The organism is Pseudomonas sp. OG7, from assembly GCF_014192825.1.
In the GTDB taxonomy this organism is placed as follows: domain Bacteria; phylum Pseudomonadota; class Gammaproteobacteria; order Pseudomonadales; family Pseudomonadaceae; genus Aquipseudomonas; species Aquipseudomonas monteilii.
Map to the genome: position 1 here is coordinate 178,448 of NZ_JACHYK010000006.1, position 13,287 is coordinate 191,734.

Annotated in this window: 10 protein-coding genes; 5 read left to right on the forward strand and 5 right to left on the reverse strand. The window is 63.0% G+C overall.

The window, feature by feature from the left end; translation table 11 throughout:
• Position 1 precedes the first annotated feature (1 nt).
• The 5 genes from ttgB to FHW75_RS16380 all read left to right on the forward strand — a co-directional run bounded on the left by ttgB (position 2) and on the right by FHW75_RS16380 (position 7,817).
• Positions 2-3,154 (forward strand): multidrug efflux RND transporter permease subunit TtgB, encoded by a 3,153-nt coding sequence (gene ttgB / locus FHW75_RS16360; RefSeq protein ID WP_025753922.1) that lies wholly within the window; start codon positions 2-4, stop codon positions 3,152-3,154.
• On the forward strand, positions 3,151-4,605 hold the full coding sequence (locus FHW75_RS16365; RefSeq protein WP_016713642.1) for an AdeC/AdeK/OprM family multidrug efflux complex outer membrane factor: 1,455 nt from the start codon (positions 3,151-3,153) through the stop codon (positions 4,603-4,605). The genes ttgB and FHW75_RS16365 overlap by 4 nt, the downstream gene beginning before the upstream one ends.
• Positions 4,606-4,855: 250 nt before the next feature.
• Positions 4,856-6,109: an OprD family porin gene (locus FHW75_RS16370; RefSeq protein ID WP_025753923.1), complete on the forward strand. Its 1,254-nt coding sequence runs from the start codon at positions 4,856-4,858 to the stop codon at positions 6,107-6,109.
• Between the two features lie 200 nt (positions 6,110-6,309).
• On the forward strand, positions 6,310-7,233 hold the full coding sequence (locus FHW75_RS16375) for a LysR family transcriptional regulator (protein WP_019099598.1): 924 nt from the start codon (positions 6,310-6,312) through the stop codon (positions 7,231-7,233).
• Positions 7,234-7,307: 74 nt separating this feature from the next.
• Entirely contained in the window at positions 7,308-7,817 is a 510-nt protein-coding gene (locus FHW75_RS16380; RefSeq protein WP_183674083.1) for a DUF962 domain-containing protein, read from the forward strand.
• Positions 7,818-7,820: 3 nt separating this feature from the next.
• Here the strand turns inward: FHW75_RS16380 and pcaC are convergent, their stop codons facing one another.
• From pcaC to pcaF, 5 genes are all read right to left on the reverse strand, one after another.
• Positions 7,821-8,213, reverse strand: coding sequence for a 4-carboxymuconolactone decarboxylase (pcaC, locus tag FHW75_RS16385; protein ID WP_003251949.1), 393 nt, complete (start codon positions 8,211-8,213; stop codon positions 7,821-7,823).
• Positions 8,214-8,223: 10 nt separating this feature from the next.
• The gene (pcaD, locus tag FHW75_RS16390) at positions 8,224-9,015 is read right to left on the reverse strand and encodes a 3-oxoadipate enol-lactonase (protein ID WP_084297064.1); all 792 of its coding nucleotides are present in this window, start codon (positions 9,013-9,015) and stop codon (positions 8,224-8,226) included.
• An 11-nt stretch (positions 9,016-9,026) separates the two neighbouring features.
• Complete coding sequence (locus FHW75_RS16395) at positions 9,027-10,379, reverse strand: 3-carboxy-cis,cis-muconate cycloisomerase (RefSeq protein WP_183674085.1); 1,353 nt, start codon at positions 10,377-10,379, stop codon at positions 9,027-9,029.
• Between the two features lie 9 nt (positions 10,380-10,388).
• Positions 10,389-11,678, reverse strand: a complete 1,290-nt coding sequence (locus tag FHW75_RS16400) for an MFS family transporter (RefSeq protein WP_183674087.1) — start codon at positions 11,676-11,678, stop codon at positions 10,389-10,391.
• 201 nt (positions 11,679-11,879) lie between these two features.
• The gene (pcaF, locus tag FHW75_RS16405) at positions 11,880-13,082 is read right to left on the reverse strand and encodes a 3-oxoadipyl-CoA thiolase (protein ID WP_016713635.1); all 1,203 of its coding nucleotides are present in this window, start codon (positions 13,080-13,082) and stop codon (positions 11,880-11,882) included.
• Positions 13,083-13,287 lie beyond the last annotated feature (205 nt).

The following is a 13,287-nucleotide window of genomic DNA, read 5'->3' on the forward strand; positions in this document are numbered from 1 at the left end:
CATGTCGAAGTTCTTTATCGATCGCCCGATCTTCGCCTGGGTGATCGCCTTGGTGATCATGCTGGTCGGCGCCTTGTCGATCCTGAAGTTGCCGATCAACCAGTACCCCAGCATCGCGCCGCCGGCCATCGCCATCGCCGTGACCTACCCGGGCGCCTCGGCGCAAACCGTGCAGGACACCGTGGTACAGGTGATCGAGCAGCAGCTCAACGGTATCGACAACCTGCGTTATGTGTCGTCGGAAAGTAACTCCGACGGCAGCATGACCATTACCGCTACCTTCGAACAAGGCACCAACGCCGACACTGCGCAGGTGCAAGTCCAGAACAAGCTGAACCTGGCCACCCCGCTGCTGCCGCAAGAAGTGCAGCAGCAAGGTATCCGCGTTACCAAGGCCGTTAAAAACTTCCTGCTGGTGATCGGCCTGGTGTCCGAAGACGGCAGCATGACCAAGGACGACCTGGCCAACTACATCGTCTCCAACATGCAGGACCCGATCTCGCGTACTGCGGGCGTGGGTGACTTCCAGGTGTTCGGTGCCCAGTACGCCATGCGTATCTGGCTCGATCCGGCCAAGCTGAACAAGTTCCAGCTGACCCCGGTCGACGTCAAGACCGCCGTGGCCGCGCAGAACGTGCAGGTGTCTTCCGGTCAGCTCGGCGGCCTGCCAGCGTTGCCGGGTACCCAGCTGAACGCCACCATCATCGGCAAGACCCGTCTGCAGACTGCCGAGCAGTTCGAAAAGATCCTGCTCAAGGTCAACAGCGATGGTTCGCAGGTGCGTCTGGGTGATGTCGCCCAGGTAGGCCTGGGCGGCGAAAACTACGCGGTCAGCGCCCAGTTCAACGGCAAGCCGGCTTCCGGCCTGGCGGTAAAACTGGCAACCGGCGCCAACGCCCTGGACACCGCCAAGGCGCTGCGCCAGACCATCGCCGACCTGGAACCGTTCTTCCCGCCGGGGGTGAAAGCCGTATTCCCGTATGACACCACCCCGGTGGTCACCGAATCGATCAGCGGCGTGATCCACACCCTGATCGAAGCCGTGGTCCTGGTGTTCCTGGTGATGTACCTGTTCCTGCAGAACTTCCGCGCCACCATCATCACCACCATGACCGTTCCGGTGGTGTTGCTGGGTACCTTCGGCATCCTGGCCGCTGCGGGCTTCAGCATCAACACCCTGACCATGTTCGCCATGGTCCTGGCCATCGGCTTGCTGGTGGACGACGCCATCGTCGTGGTGGAGAACGTCGAGCGGGTAATGTCCGAGGAAGGCCTGCCGCCCAAGGAAGCGACCAAGCGCTCGATGGAGCAGATCCAGGGTGCCCTGGTGGGTATTGCCCTGGTGCTGTCGGCGGTACTGCTGCCCATGGCGTTCTTCGGTGGTTCCACGGGGGTGATCTACCGGCAGTTCTCCATCACCATCGTCTCGGCCATGGGCCTGTCGGTGCTGGTGGCGCTTATCTTCACCCCGGCCCTGTGCGCCACCATGCTCAAGCCGCTGAAGAAGGGCGAGCACCATGTGGCCAAGCGTGGCTTCTTTGGCTGGTTCAACCGCAACTTCGACCGCAGCGTAACCGGCTACGAACGCAGCGTTGGTACCATCCTGCGCAACAAGGTGCCGTTCCTGCTGGCCTATGCACTGATCGTGGTTGGCATGATCTGGCTGTTCGCCCGTATTCCTACCGCCTTCCTGCCTGAGGAAGACCAAGGCGTATTGTTCGCCCAGGTACAGACCCCGGCCGGTTCCAGTGCCGAGCGTACCCAGGTGGTGGTCGACCAGATGCGTGAGTACCTGCTGAAGGAAGAAGCCGACACCGTATCCTCCGTGTTCACCGTCAACGGCTTCAACTTCGCCGGTCGCGGCCAGAGCTCGGGCATGGCGTTCATCATGCTCAAGCCTTGGGACGAGCGCTCCAAGGAGAACAGCGTGTTCGCCCTGGCCCAACGTGCCCAACAGCACTTCTTCACCTTCCGCGATGCAATGGTGTTCGCCTTCGCCCCGCCAGCAGTACTGGAGTTGGGTAACGCCACCGGCTTCGACGTGTTCCTGCAGGACCGCGGCGGTGTCGGCCACGAGAAGCTGATGGAAGCGCGCAACCAGTTCCTGGCCAAGGCTGCACAAAGCAAGATCCTCAGTGCCGTGCGCCCTAACGGCCTGAACGACGAGCCGCAGTACCAACTGACCATCGATGACGAACGTGCCAGCGCCCTGGGCGTGACCATCGCCGACATCAACAACACCCTGTCGATTGCCTTGGGTGCCAGCTACGTCAACGATTTCATCGACCGTGGCCGGGTCAAGAAGGTGTACATCCAGGGCGAACCAAACGCCCGGATGAGCCCGGAAGACCTGCAGAAGTGGTACGTGCGCAATGGCGCTGGCGAGATGGTGCCGTTCTCCTCCTTCGCCAAGGGCGAGTGGACCTACGGTTCGCCGAAGCTGTCGCGCTACAACGGTGTCGAGGCGATGGAAATCCTGGGTGCGCCAGCGCCGGGCTACAGTACCGGTGAAGCCATGGCCGAGGTCGAGCGCATTGCTGGCGAACTGCCAAGCGGCATTGGCTTCTCCTGGACCGGCATGTCCTACGAGGAAAAACTCTCCGGCTCGCAAATGCCGGCGCTGTTCGCCCTCTCGGTACTGTTCGTGTTCCTGTGTCTGGCCGCCCTGTACGAAAGCTGGTCGATCCCGATCGCCGTAGTGCTGGTAGTACCGCTGGGTATCATCGGTGCCCTGATCGCCACCAGCCTGCGCGGCTTGTCCAACGACGTGTACTTCCTGGTCGGCCTGTTGACCACCATCGGCCTGGCGGCGAAAAACGCCATTCTGATCGTCGAGTTCGCCAAGGAACTGCACGAGCAAGGCCGCAGCCTGTACGACGCGGCGATCGAAGCGTGCCGCATGCGTCTGCGCCCGATCATCATGACCTCGCTGGCGTTCATCCTCGGCGTGGTACCGTTGACCATCGCCAGTGGCGCCGGTGCCGGCAGCCAGCACGCCATTGGTACCGGCGTGATCGGTGGCATGATCAGTGCGACCGTGCTGGCTATCTTCTGGGTACCGCTATTCTTCGTCGCAGTGTCGTCGCTGTTCGGCAGCAAAGAGCCGGAAAAAGACGTCACCCCTGAAACTCCACGTTATGAGGCTGGGCAATGACCAAGTCTTTGTTGTCCCTGGCGGTAACCGCTTTCATTCTTGGCGGCTGCTCGCTGATTCCCGACTACCAGACCCCGGAATCGCCGGTGGCAGCGCAGTGGCCGCAAGGCCCTGCGTACTCGCCGACCCAGTCGGCAGACGTTGCCGCCGCCGAACAGGGCTGGCGCCAGTTCTTCCACGACCCGGCACTGCAGCAGCTGATCCAGACCTCGCTGGTCAACAACCGCGACTTGCGCGTCGCCGCGTTGAACATCGACGCCTACCGCGCGCAATACCGCATCCAGCGTGCCGACCTGTTCCCGGCGGTTTCGGCCACCGGCAGCGGCAGCCGCCAGCGCGTGCCGGCAAACATGTCGCAGACCGGTGAATCGGGCATCACCAGCCAGTACTCGGCCACCTTGGGCGTCAGTGCCTATGAGCTGGACCTGTTCGGCCGTGTGCGCAGCCTCACCGAGCAGGCGTTGGAAACCTACCTGTCCAGCGAGCAGGCGCGCCGCTCCACGCAGATCGCCCTGGTGGCCAGCGTGGCCAACGCCTATTACACCTGGCAGGCCGATCAGGCGCTGTTCAAGCTGACCGAAGAAACGCTGAAGACCTACGAGGAAAGCTACAACCTCACCCGTCGCAGCAACGAAGTCGGCGTGGCTTCGGCACTGGATGTCAGCCAGGCGCGCACCGCCGTGGAAGGCGCCCGCGTCAAGTACTCGCAGTACCAGCGCCTGGTCGCCCAGGACGTCAACAGCCTGACCGTGTTGCTGGGCACCGGTATTCCGGCCGACCTGGCCAAGCCGCTGCAGCTCGATGCCGACCAACTGGCCGAAGTGCCAGCCGGCCTGCCATCGGACATCCTCCAGCGTCGCCCGGACATCCAGGAAGCCGAGCACCTGCTCAAGGCCGCCAACGCCAACATTGGCGCCGCCCGCGCAGCGTTCTTCCCGAGCATCAGCCTGACGGCCAACGCTGGCAGCCTGAGCCCCGACATGGGCCACCTGTTCTCGGGCGGCCAGGGCACCTGGCTGTTCCAGCCGCAGATCAACCTGCCGATCTTCAACGCCGGCAGCCTGAAGGCCAGCCTGGACTACTCGAAGATCCAGAAGGACATCAACGTCGCCAAGTACGAAAAAACCATCCAGACCGCCTTCCAGGAAGTCTCCGATGGCCTGGCGGCACGAAAAACCTTCGAAGAGCAACTGCAGGCCCAGCGTGACCTGGTGCAGGCGAACCAGGACTACTACCGCCTGGCCGAACGCCGCTACCGCATCGGGATCGACAGCAACCTGACCTTCCTCGATGCCCAGCGCAACCTGTTCAGTGCCCAACAATCGCTGATCACCGACCGCCTGTCGCAGTTGACCAGCGAGGTCAACCTGTACAAGGCGCTCGGTGGTGGCTGGTATGAGCAGACCGGGCAGGCCAATCAGCAGGCATCGGTGGACGTACCGAAAAGCTGACTGGTGATGTAACAGCATCAGGCCCACCCTTGCGGTGGGCTTTTTATTTGCCGGAGGAAATTAATTAACCAACCGGAACATTCCGTTCGATTATCGCCCCATTCCGCTTGCGGCGAATTGCCTCAGCCCCGCACTACCCCGCACCATCCCCTCACGCAACGTTGCCCAAGTTCATCCAAAAGACCCGCACCTGCAGGCTCGATCCAGCAGTGCACCGGCTCGACCCATAAAAACAAGAGATCCACGACAGATGAGCACTTTGCAACCCGCACGCCAGCTGCTGCCCGGCCTGTTGGCCATGTCCTGCGCCTTCCCGCTGTTCGCCGCCGAAGGCGGTTTCATGGAGGACGCCAAGGCCACCCTCAACCTGCGCAACTTCTACATCAACCGCAACTTCGTCGACCCCGCCCACCCGCAGGCCAAGGCCGAAGAATGGACACAAAGCTTCATTCTCGACGCCCGCTCCGGCTTCACCCAAGGCACCGTCGGTTTCGGCGTGGACGTACTTGGCATGTACTCGGTCAAGCTCGACGGCGGCAAAGGCACCACCAACACGCACCTGCTGCCCGTGCATGATGACGGCCGCCCGGCCGATGACTTCGGCCGACTGGGTGTCGCACTGAAAGCCAAACTGTCCGAAACCGAGCTGAAAGTCGGTGAATGGATGCCGGTACTGCCCATCCTGCGCTCGGACGACGGCCGCTCGCTGCCACAGACCTTCCGCGGCGGCCAGCTGACCTCGAAGGAAATCGCCGGCCTGACCTTGTACGCCGGCCAGTTCCGCGGCAACAGCCCGCGTAACGACGCCAGCATGGAAGACATGTCGATGAACGGCAAAGGCGCGTTCACCTCCGACCGTTTCAACTTCGGCGGCGGTGAGTACACCTTCAACGACAAGCGCACCATGATTGGCCTGTGGAATGCCCAGCTCAAGGACATCTACCGCCAGCAATACCTCAACCTGACGCACAGCCAACCGCTGGGCGACTGGACCCTGGGTGCCAACCTGGGCTACTTCATCGGCAAGGAAGACGGTGCCGAACGCGCCGGCAAGCTGGACAACCGCACCGCCTCTGCCATGCTCTCGGCACGCTACCAAGGCCACACCTTCTACGTCGGCCTGCAAAAGGTCAGCGGCGACGATGCCTGGATGCGGGTCAACGGCACCAGTGGTGGCACCTTGGCTAACGACAGCTACAACTCCAGCTTCGACAATGCCAAAGAACGCTCCTGGCAGGTGCGCCATGACTTCAACTTCGCCACCGTTGGCGTGCCTGGGTTGACGTTGATGAACCGCTACATCAAGGGTGACAACGTCACCGTGGGCAGCGTGGATGATGGCAAGGAGTGGGCACGCGAGACCGAACTGGCGTACGTGGTGCAGTCGGGCAGCTTCAAGGACCTGTCGGTGAAATGGCGCAACTCCACCATGCGCCGGGACTTCAGCACCAATGCGTTCGATGAGAACCGGTTGATTGTGAGTTACCCGCTGAACCTCCTTTAAATTCTTCGCGGGCACGCCCGCTCCCCAGGGTCACCACAGCTTTTGAAAACTGTGGTGACCCTGGGGAGCGGGCGTGCCCGCGAAGAGGCCAGATGCCCAATAAAATAACTTTAAGCTATAAACAAATCCTAAAACCTTCTTTGACGACATAAGCTGTAACCGCTTGAATAGGCCCCTGATCCCCGCCCCAGAGCCGTGACATGGACCTCCGCCAGCTGCGCTACTTCATCGCCCTTACCGAATACCGCAGTTTCGTCCGTGCCGCCGAGGCCATGGGCATCACCCAGCCCGCCTTCAGCCGTGCCATCCAAGGCCTGGAACACACCTTCGGCTGCCCGCTGGTAGACCGCGCCAGCAAAGCCCTGCCGCCTACCCCCGAAGGTCTGGTGGTGCTGCAACATGCCCGCCGGTTGGTTCAAGGCGCCGCGCAGCTGAGCAACGAAGTGCTGCAGATGACCAAGCTCGACGCCGGCGAGTTGCACTTCGGCAGCGGCCCGGCCCTGGCCGTGCGCCTGGTGCCCGACGCCCTGCGCCACTTCATCGAGCGCCATCCCGGTATCCGCACTTCCCTGCTCGTGGACAACAGCGAACGCCTCGGTCAGGCCTTGCGCCGCGAACAGATCGAGTTTTTCGTCGATGATATCCGCCCGTTCGAAGCCGACCCCAATTTCCACACCGAGCCCTTGTCGCCACGCCCAGGGCTGTTCTTCTGCCGCCCGGGCCATCCGCTGCTGGCCAAGGACAGCCTGTCGACCAACGACCTGTTCAGCTACCCACTGGCCAGCGCCCTGCTCGCCCCCGGTGTGCGCAAGCGCCTGGCCAACCTGAGCGGGCGCAACGACTTCACTCCGCACCTGCAAACCGAGCATCTGGCGGTGCTGCGCAGCGTGGTACAGGCCAGTGATGCCATCGGTACCGCCAGCGAAGAGGCCGTGGCCGAAGACCTGGCCGCCGGCACACTGGTGCGCCTGCACTGGCGCAACTTACCGCCTGCTTTGGAAGTGTTGAGCGTGCGCTGTGGGGTGGTCAGCCGCAGTGGTTATCGATTGTCGCCGGCTGCGCGGGCGATGATCGAGACGCTGGTGGGGCTGGATACGCCAGTACGGGCTGCTGCCATTCGCTGAGCTGATGATGCTGGTGGCTGCGGGCTATCCTGTTCACTATCAGGCAAAACAACGCTGAACAGGGAGGCACAACAATGAAGAACCTCGTCGACCACCTGAGCCAGTACGCCAGCTACCACCGCGACCCACGCAACATCGCCACCCACTTCGTCGGCATCCCCATGATCGTGCTGGCCGTCACCATCTTGCTATCGCGCCCAGGCTGGGAGGTGGCCGGCATGTGGCTATCCCCTGCCCTGCTGGCAGCAGCGGCGTCGGTATGGTTCTACCTGCGCCTGGACCTGCGCTTCGGGCTGGTGATGGGGCTGCTGTTGGGGTTGTGCCTGTGGGTAGGCCAGGTGCTGGCAATGCAGACCACAGTGCTGTGGCTAAGCGCCGGGCTGGGGGCATTCGTGCTGGGCTGGGTCATCCAGTTCGTCGGCCATTACTACGAACGCCGTAAACCGGCCTTTGTCGACGATGTCAGCGGCCTGATCATCGGGCCGCTGTTCGTGGTGGCAGAAGCCGCGTTCATGCTGGGCCTGTGCCCGGCCCTGAAGTCGGCCGTGGAAACCTCTGCAGGGCCGGTCAGGCTTCAGCAATAACGCTTACTGGCGCGATTCTACGCCCAGCTCGTCCCACACCGACTCGGCCATGTGGAAGGTGGCGTTGGCCGCCGGGATGCCGCAGTAGATCGCGCTTTGCATCAGCACTTCCTTGATCTCGTCGCGGGTCACACCGTTGTTGGCCGCCGCGCGCAGGTGCAGTTTCAGCTCGTCGTTGCGGTTCATGCCGATCAGCATGGCGATGGTGATCAGGCTGCGGGTATGGCGCGGCAGGCCCGGGCGGGTCCAGATATCACCCCAGGCATGGCGGGTGATCATCTCCTGGAACTCGCCGTTGAAGTCGTTGAGCTTTTCCAGGCTGCGGTCCACATGGGCATCGCCCAGCACCGCGCGGCGCACTTGCATGCCGGCGTCGTAACGTTGTTTCTCGTCCATGGCGTTGTCCTCAGTGAGCGAGCAGGAAGTCGAGCACGCGGCGGCTGAAGGCCTCACCGATTTCGACGTTCGACAGGTGTGCAGCCGGGAAGTCGACGTACTCGGCACCGTTGATACCGGCCTGCATGAAGCGGCCATGTTCAGGGGTGGTCACCACGTCCTCGGTACCGGCAACGATCAGCGCCGGCACCTGGATGCGGCCCAGTTGCTCACGGTAATCGGCATCACGCACGGCTGCGCAATTGCCGGCATAGCCTTGCGGGTTGGTTTGCGCCAGCATCTGGCAGATGCGCTGGGCCTCGTCTGCCTGGGCCTGGGCGAAGCCTGGAGTGAACCAACGGGCGATGGACGCATCGCGCAGGTCGACCATGGCCTGCTGGCCGCCTTTGAGCACGGTATCGATACGGGTGTTCCACACCTCGTCATTGGCGATCTTGGCGGCAGTGTTGCACAGGGTCAGGCTACGCAGGCGATCACCGGCGTTGATGCCCAGCCACTGGCCGATCAAGCCGCCCATCGACAGACCGACGAAGTGCGCTTTCTGGATGTCCAGGCCATCGAGCAGGGCCAGCACGTCCCGCCCCAGTTGTTCGATGCTGTAGGGGCCTTCAGTGACCATCGAGGCACCGTGGCCACGGGTGTCGTAGCGCAGCACCCGGAAGTGCTGGCTCCACAGTGGAATCTGGGTGTCCCACATGCCCAGGTCAGTGCCCAGCGAGTTGGACAGGACGAGTACCGGGGCGTTTTCCGGGCCATCGATCTGGTAGTTCAAAACGCCATCGGCCAGTTGCAAGTGCGCCACAGCGGTCTCCTTCAGGCAGTAAAATGTTGATGTTCGGTCACGGCGCGCGCCACCCAGACGCGCGCCTGGCCCAGGTAGTGGGCAGGGTCGAGCAGGCGATCAAGTTCTTCGGCAGACAGTTCGGCACTGACCTGCGGTTCGTCCCCCAGCACGGCACGCAAATGACGCTGTTCGGCCACGGCGCGCTGGCAGCATTGCTCCAGCAGGTGGTGGGCACGGTCGCGGCCCAGGCGCTGGGCCAGCACGATGCTCACCGCTTCGGCCAGCACCAGGCCTTGGGTAAGGTCGAGGTTACGGCGCATGCGCGCTGCATCCACTTCCATGCCCTCGGCGATGACCTGGGCCTGGCGCAGAGCGCCGGAAACCAGGCAGCAGATATCCGGCAGGGTTTCCCACTCGGCATGCCACAGGCCCAGGCTGCGCTCGTGTTCCTGCGGCATGGCGGCGAACAGGGTAGATACCAGACCAGGGACGCGGGTGGCGGCGCCGATCAGCACGGCAGCGCCCACTGGGTTGCGCTTGTGCGGCATGGTGGAAGACCCCCCCTTGCCCGGCGCGGAAGGCTCGAACACCTCCCCCGCCTCGGTCTGCATCAGCAAGCTGACATCGCGGCCGAACTTGCCCAGGCTGCCGGCCACCAGGCCCAGCACCGAGGCAAACTCCACCAGGCGGTCGCGCTGGGTGTGCCAGGGTTGCTCCGGCAGCGTCAGCTTCAGCTGTTCCGCCAGCGCCTCGGCAACCGGCATCGCCTTGCTACCCAAGGCTGCCAGGCTGCCCGAGGCACCGCCGAACTGCAGCACCAGCAAGCGCGGGCGCAGTTCCTGCAGGCGCTGGCGGTGGCGGGTCAAGGCGCCCAACACGCCAGCCAGTTTCATGCCTAGGGTCACCGGGGTGGCATGCTGCAACCAAGTGCGGCCAACCAGTGGGGTATCAGCATGCTTCAAGGCTTGCTGCGACAGGGTATCGGCCAGCGTGCCAAGGTCGGCTTCGATCAGGTCGAGGGCATTGCGCAGTTGCAAGATCAGCCCGGTGTCCATCGCATCCTGGCTGGTGGCGCCCAGGTGCACATAGCGCTCGGCCTCAGGCACGCCGCTGGTAATCACCTTGCCCAACGCCTTCACCAGCGGGATTGCCGAATTACCCGCAGTGGCGATGGCATTGGCCAGCGCGCCAACGTCATAGCGATCGGCCTGGCAAGCTGCCTCGATGGCGGCCACGGCGCTATGCGGCACCAGCCCGGCAGCGGCTTCGGCACGGGCCAGCGCAGCTTCGAAATCGAGCATGCCCTGCAAGCGGCCATGGTCGGAGAAGATCTCGCGCATGGCCGGCGCGGTGAAATAGGCGTCGAACAGTTGGTTGGTCATGCCACGTCCTTAATCATCGTGGTGCAGGTACGCCGCCTGCTTCGGCAGGCGCAGGCTGAACAGGAAGGCAATCGCCATCATGGCCGTCACGTACCAGTAGAAAGTGTTTTCCATACCCAGGGTCTTCAGGCCCAGGGCCACGTACTCGGCAGAGCCGCCGAATGCCGCGTTCGCCACTGCATAGGCCAGGCCCACACCCAGCGCACGCACCTGCGGCGGGAACATCTCGGCCTTCACCAGGCCGCTGATCGAGGTGTAGAAACTGACGATACACAACGCCAGGCTGATCAGTACAAAGGCCATGAACGGGCTGGTCACCGTTTTCAGCGCCATCAGCAGCGGCACGGTGCACAGGGTACCGAGCGCCCCGAACAGCAGCATCGAGTTACGCCGGCCGATGCGATCGGACAGCATGCCGAAGAACGGCTGCAGCACCATGAACAGGAACAACGCACCGGTCATCACGTAGCTGGCGTTTTTTGCCGTCATGCCGGCCGTGTTCACCAGGTATTTCTGCATGTAAGTGGTGAAGGTGTAGAAGATCAGCGAGCCACCCGCGGTATAGCCGAGCACGGTCACAAAGGCCGCTGCGTGATTGCGGAACAGGCCCTTGATGGTGCCGGCGTCCTTGTCCTGGCGGGTCTCGGCGCTGCTGGTTTCGTGCAGCGAACGGCGCAGCATCATCGAGATCAGCGCGGCAATGGCGCCAACCACGAATGGAATGCGCCAGCCCCAGGCACGCAGCTCATCTTCTGTGAGCAACTGTTGCAGGATCACCACCACCAGCACCGCCAGCAACTGGCCGCCGATCAGGGTGACGTACTGGAACGAAGCAAAAAAGCCGCGCTGACCGCGCAACGCCACTTCACTCATGTAGGTGGCAGTGGTGCCGTATTCGCCGCCTACCGACAGGCCCTGGATCAGGCGGGCCAGCAACAGCAGCGCTGGCGCCCAGGTGCCGATGCTGGCATAGGTGGGCAGGCAGGCGATCATCAGGGAGCCGAAGCACATCATCAGCACCGAGATCATCAGGGAATTCTTGCGACCATGGCGGTCAGCGAGGCGGCCGAAGATCCAGCCACCGATGGGGCGCATCAAAAAGCCTGCGGCGAACACACCTGCCGTGTTCAACAATTGCACGGTAGGGTCGTCGGAAGGGAAGAAGGCCGGGGCAAAGTAGATCGCGCAGAACGCGTAGACGTAGAAGTCGAACCATTCCACCAGGTTGCCTGATGAGGCACCAACAATAGCGAAGATGCGCTTGCTGCGTTCTTCGCCGGTGTAATAGGTTGAGGTCATGACGGTTTTACTCCAAGAGGGTCCCAGGTAAGTCTAGACATACCTGGTAACACACTCGTTCCGCTTTCTGGCTGGCAATTGGCCTTGTGTCTAACAAGACCGGCCTCTTCGCGGGCAAGCCCGCTGCCACAGGTTTTTGTTGTGCAGTGGGCAACAATTATCCTGTGGGAGCGGGCTTGCCCGCGAAAAGGCCGGTACAGGTCACACCCGCTCGATGGCCAAAGCCAGACCCTGCCCAACCCCTACACACATGGTTGCCAGGCCCTTGCGCCCACCACTCTTCTCCAGCTGGTGCAGTGCCGTCAGCACCAGGCGCGCACCGCTCATACCCAGCGGGTGGCCCAGGGCGATCGCACCGCCATTAGGGTTCACCTGCGGCGCATCATCGGCCACACCCAGCTCACGCAGCACCGCCAGGCCTTGGCTGGCAAAAGCTTCGTTCAGCTCGATCACATCGAAATCATTGACTGCCACACCCAAGCGCTCGGTCAGCTTGCGCACCGCCGGCACCGGGCCAATGCCCATTACCCGTGGGGCAACACCGCCACTGGCCATGCCCAGAACGCGGGCGCGTGGCGTCAGGCCGTGCTTCTTCACCGCTTCAGCCGACGCCAGGATCAGCGCCGCAGCACCATCGTTCACGCCCGAGGCATTGCCGGCGGTCACTGTCTTGTCCGGGCCGTTGACCGGCTTGAGCTTGGTCAGGGCTTCCAGCGTGGTGTCCGGGCGCAGGTGTTCGTCACGCTCGACGATGGTTTCGCCTTTCTTGTGCGCAATGCGCACCGGCACGATTTCTTCGGCGAAGAAGCCGGCGGCCTGGGCGGCTGCCGCTTTCTGCTGGCTGCGCAGGGCAAAGGCGTCCTGGTCAGCACGCGAAACCTGATAATCGTCGGCCACGTTGTCGGCGGTTTCCGGCATGGAGTCCACGCCGTACTGGCTCTTCATCAGCGGGTTGATGAAACGCCAGCCGATGGTGGTGTCTTCCAGCTTCATGTTGCGCGAATAGCCGCTTTCGGCCTTGCCCATGACGAACGGGGCACGCGACATCGACTCGACGCCACCGGCAATCGCCAGCTCCATTTCGCCGCTGGCGATGGCGCGGAAGGCAGTGCCGATGGCATCCATGCCTGACGCGCACAGGCGGTTCAGGGTAACACCCGGGATGCTATCGGGCAGGCCGGCCAGCAGCAGCGCCATGCGCGCCACGTTACGGTTGTCTTCACCGGCCTGGTTGGCGCAGCCGAAGAACACTTCGTCGACTTGATCCCACTGTACGCTCGGGTTGCGCTCGATCAGCGCCTTCAGCGGCACGGCAGCCAGGTCGTCGGCACGCACGCCGGCCAGGGCGCCGCCGAAGCGGCCGATCGGGGTGCGGATAGCGTCACAGATAAATACGTCGCGCATTAAGCTTCTCCTGCGGTACGGGCTTCGAGGTCACGCAGGGCGGACGGCTCGACTTCAGTGGTTCGGGGGTGGTCTGCTGGAGGCTACTGGTCAGGGTGCTTCAGTGAGCTCAGATTAAGGAGACTGGCAGGTCGCTTACAATCCGATAATCGACTATTTGTGCGATTAACGAACCATTTGTTGCAAACCTACCGATCCCCTTCTT

Coding starts and splice junctions, on each gene's coding strand:
- FHW75_RS16370 (WP_025753923.1), top strand. CDS start 4,856: ATGAGCACTTTGCAACCCGCACGCCAGCTGCTGCCCGGCCTGTTGGCC.
- ttgB (WP_025753922.1), top strand. CDS start 2: ATGTCGAAGTTCTTTATCGATCGCCCGATCTTCGCCTGGGTGATCGCC.
- pcaC (WP_003251949.1), bottom strand. CDS start 8,213: ATGGACGAGAAACAACGTTACGACGCCGGCATGCAAGTGCGCCGCGCG.
- FHW75_RS16400 (WP_183674087.1), bottom strand. CDS start 11,678: ATGACCTCAACCTATTACACCGGCGAAGAACGCAGCAAGCGCATCTTC.
- FHW75_RS16380 (WP_183674083.1), top strand. CDS start 7,308: ATGAAGAACCTCGTCGACCACCTGAGCCAGTACGCCAGCTACCACCGC.
- FHW75_RS16365 (WP_016713642.1), top strand. CDS start 3,151: ATGACCAAGTCTTTGTTGTCCCTGGCGGTAACCGCTTTCATTCTTGGC.
- FHW75_RS16395 (WP_183674085.1), bottom strand. CDS start 10,379: ATGACCAACCAACTGTTCGACGCCTATTTCACCGCGCCGGCCATGCGC.
- FHW75_RS16375 (WP_019099598.1), top strand. CDS start 6,310: ATGGACCTCCGCCAGCTGCGCTACTTCATCGCCCTTACCGAATACCGC.
- pcaF (WP_016713635.1), bottom strand. CDS start 13,082: ATGCGCGACGTATTTATCTGTGACGCTATCCGCACCCCGATCGGCCGC.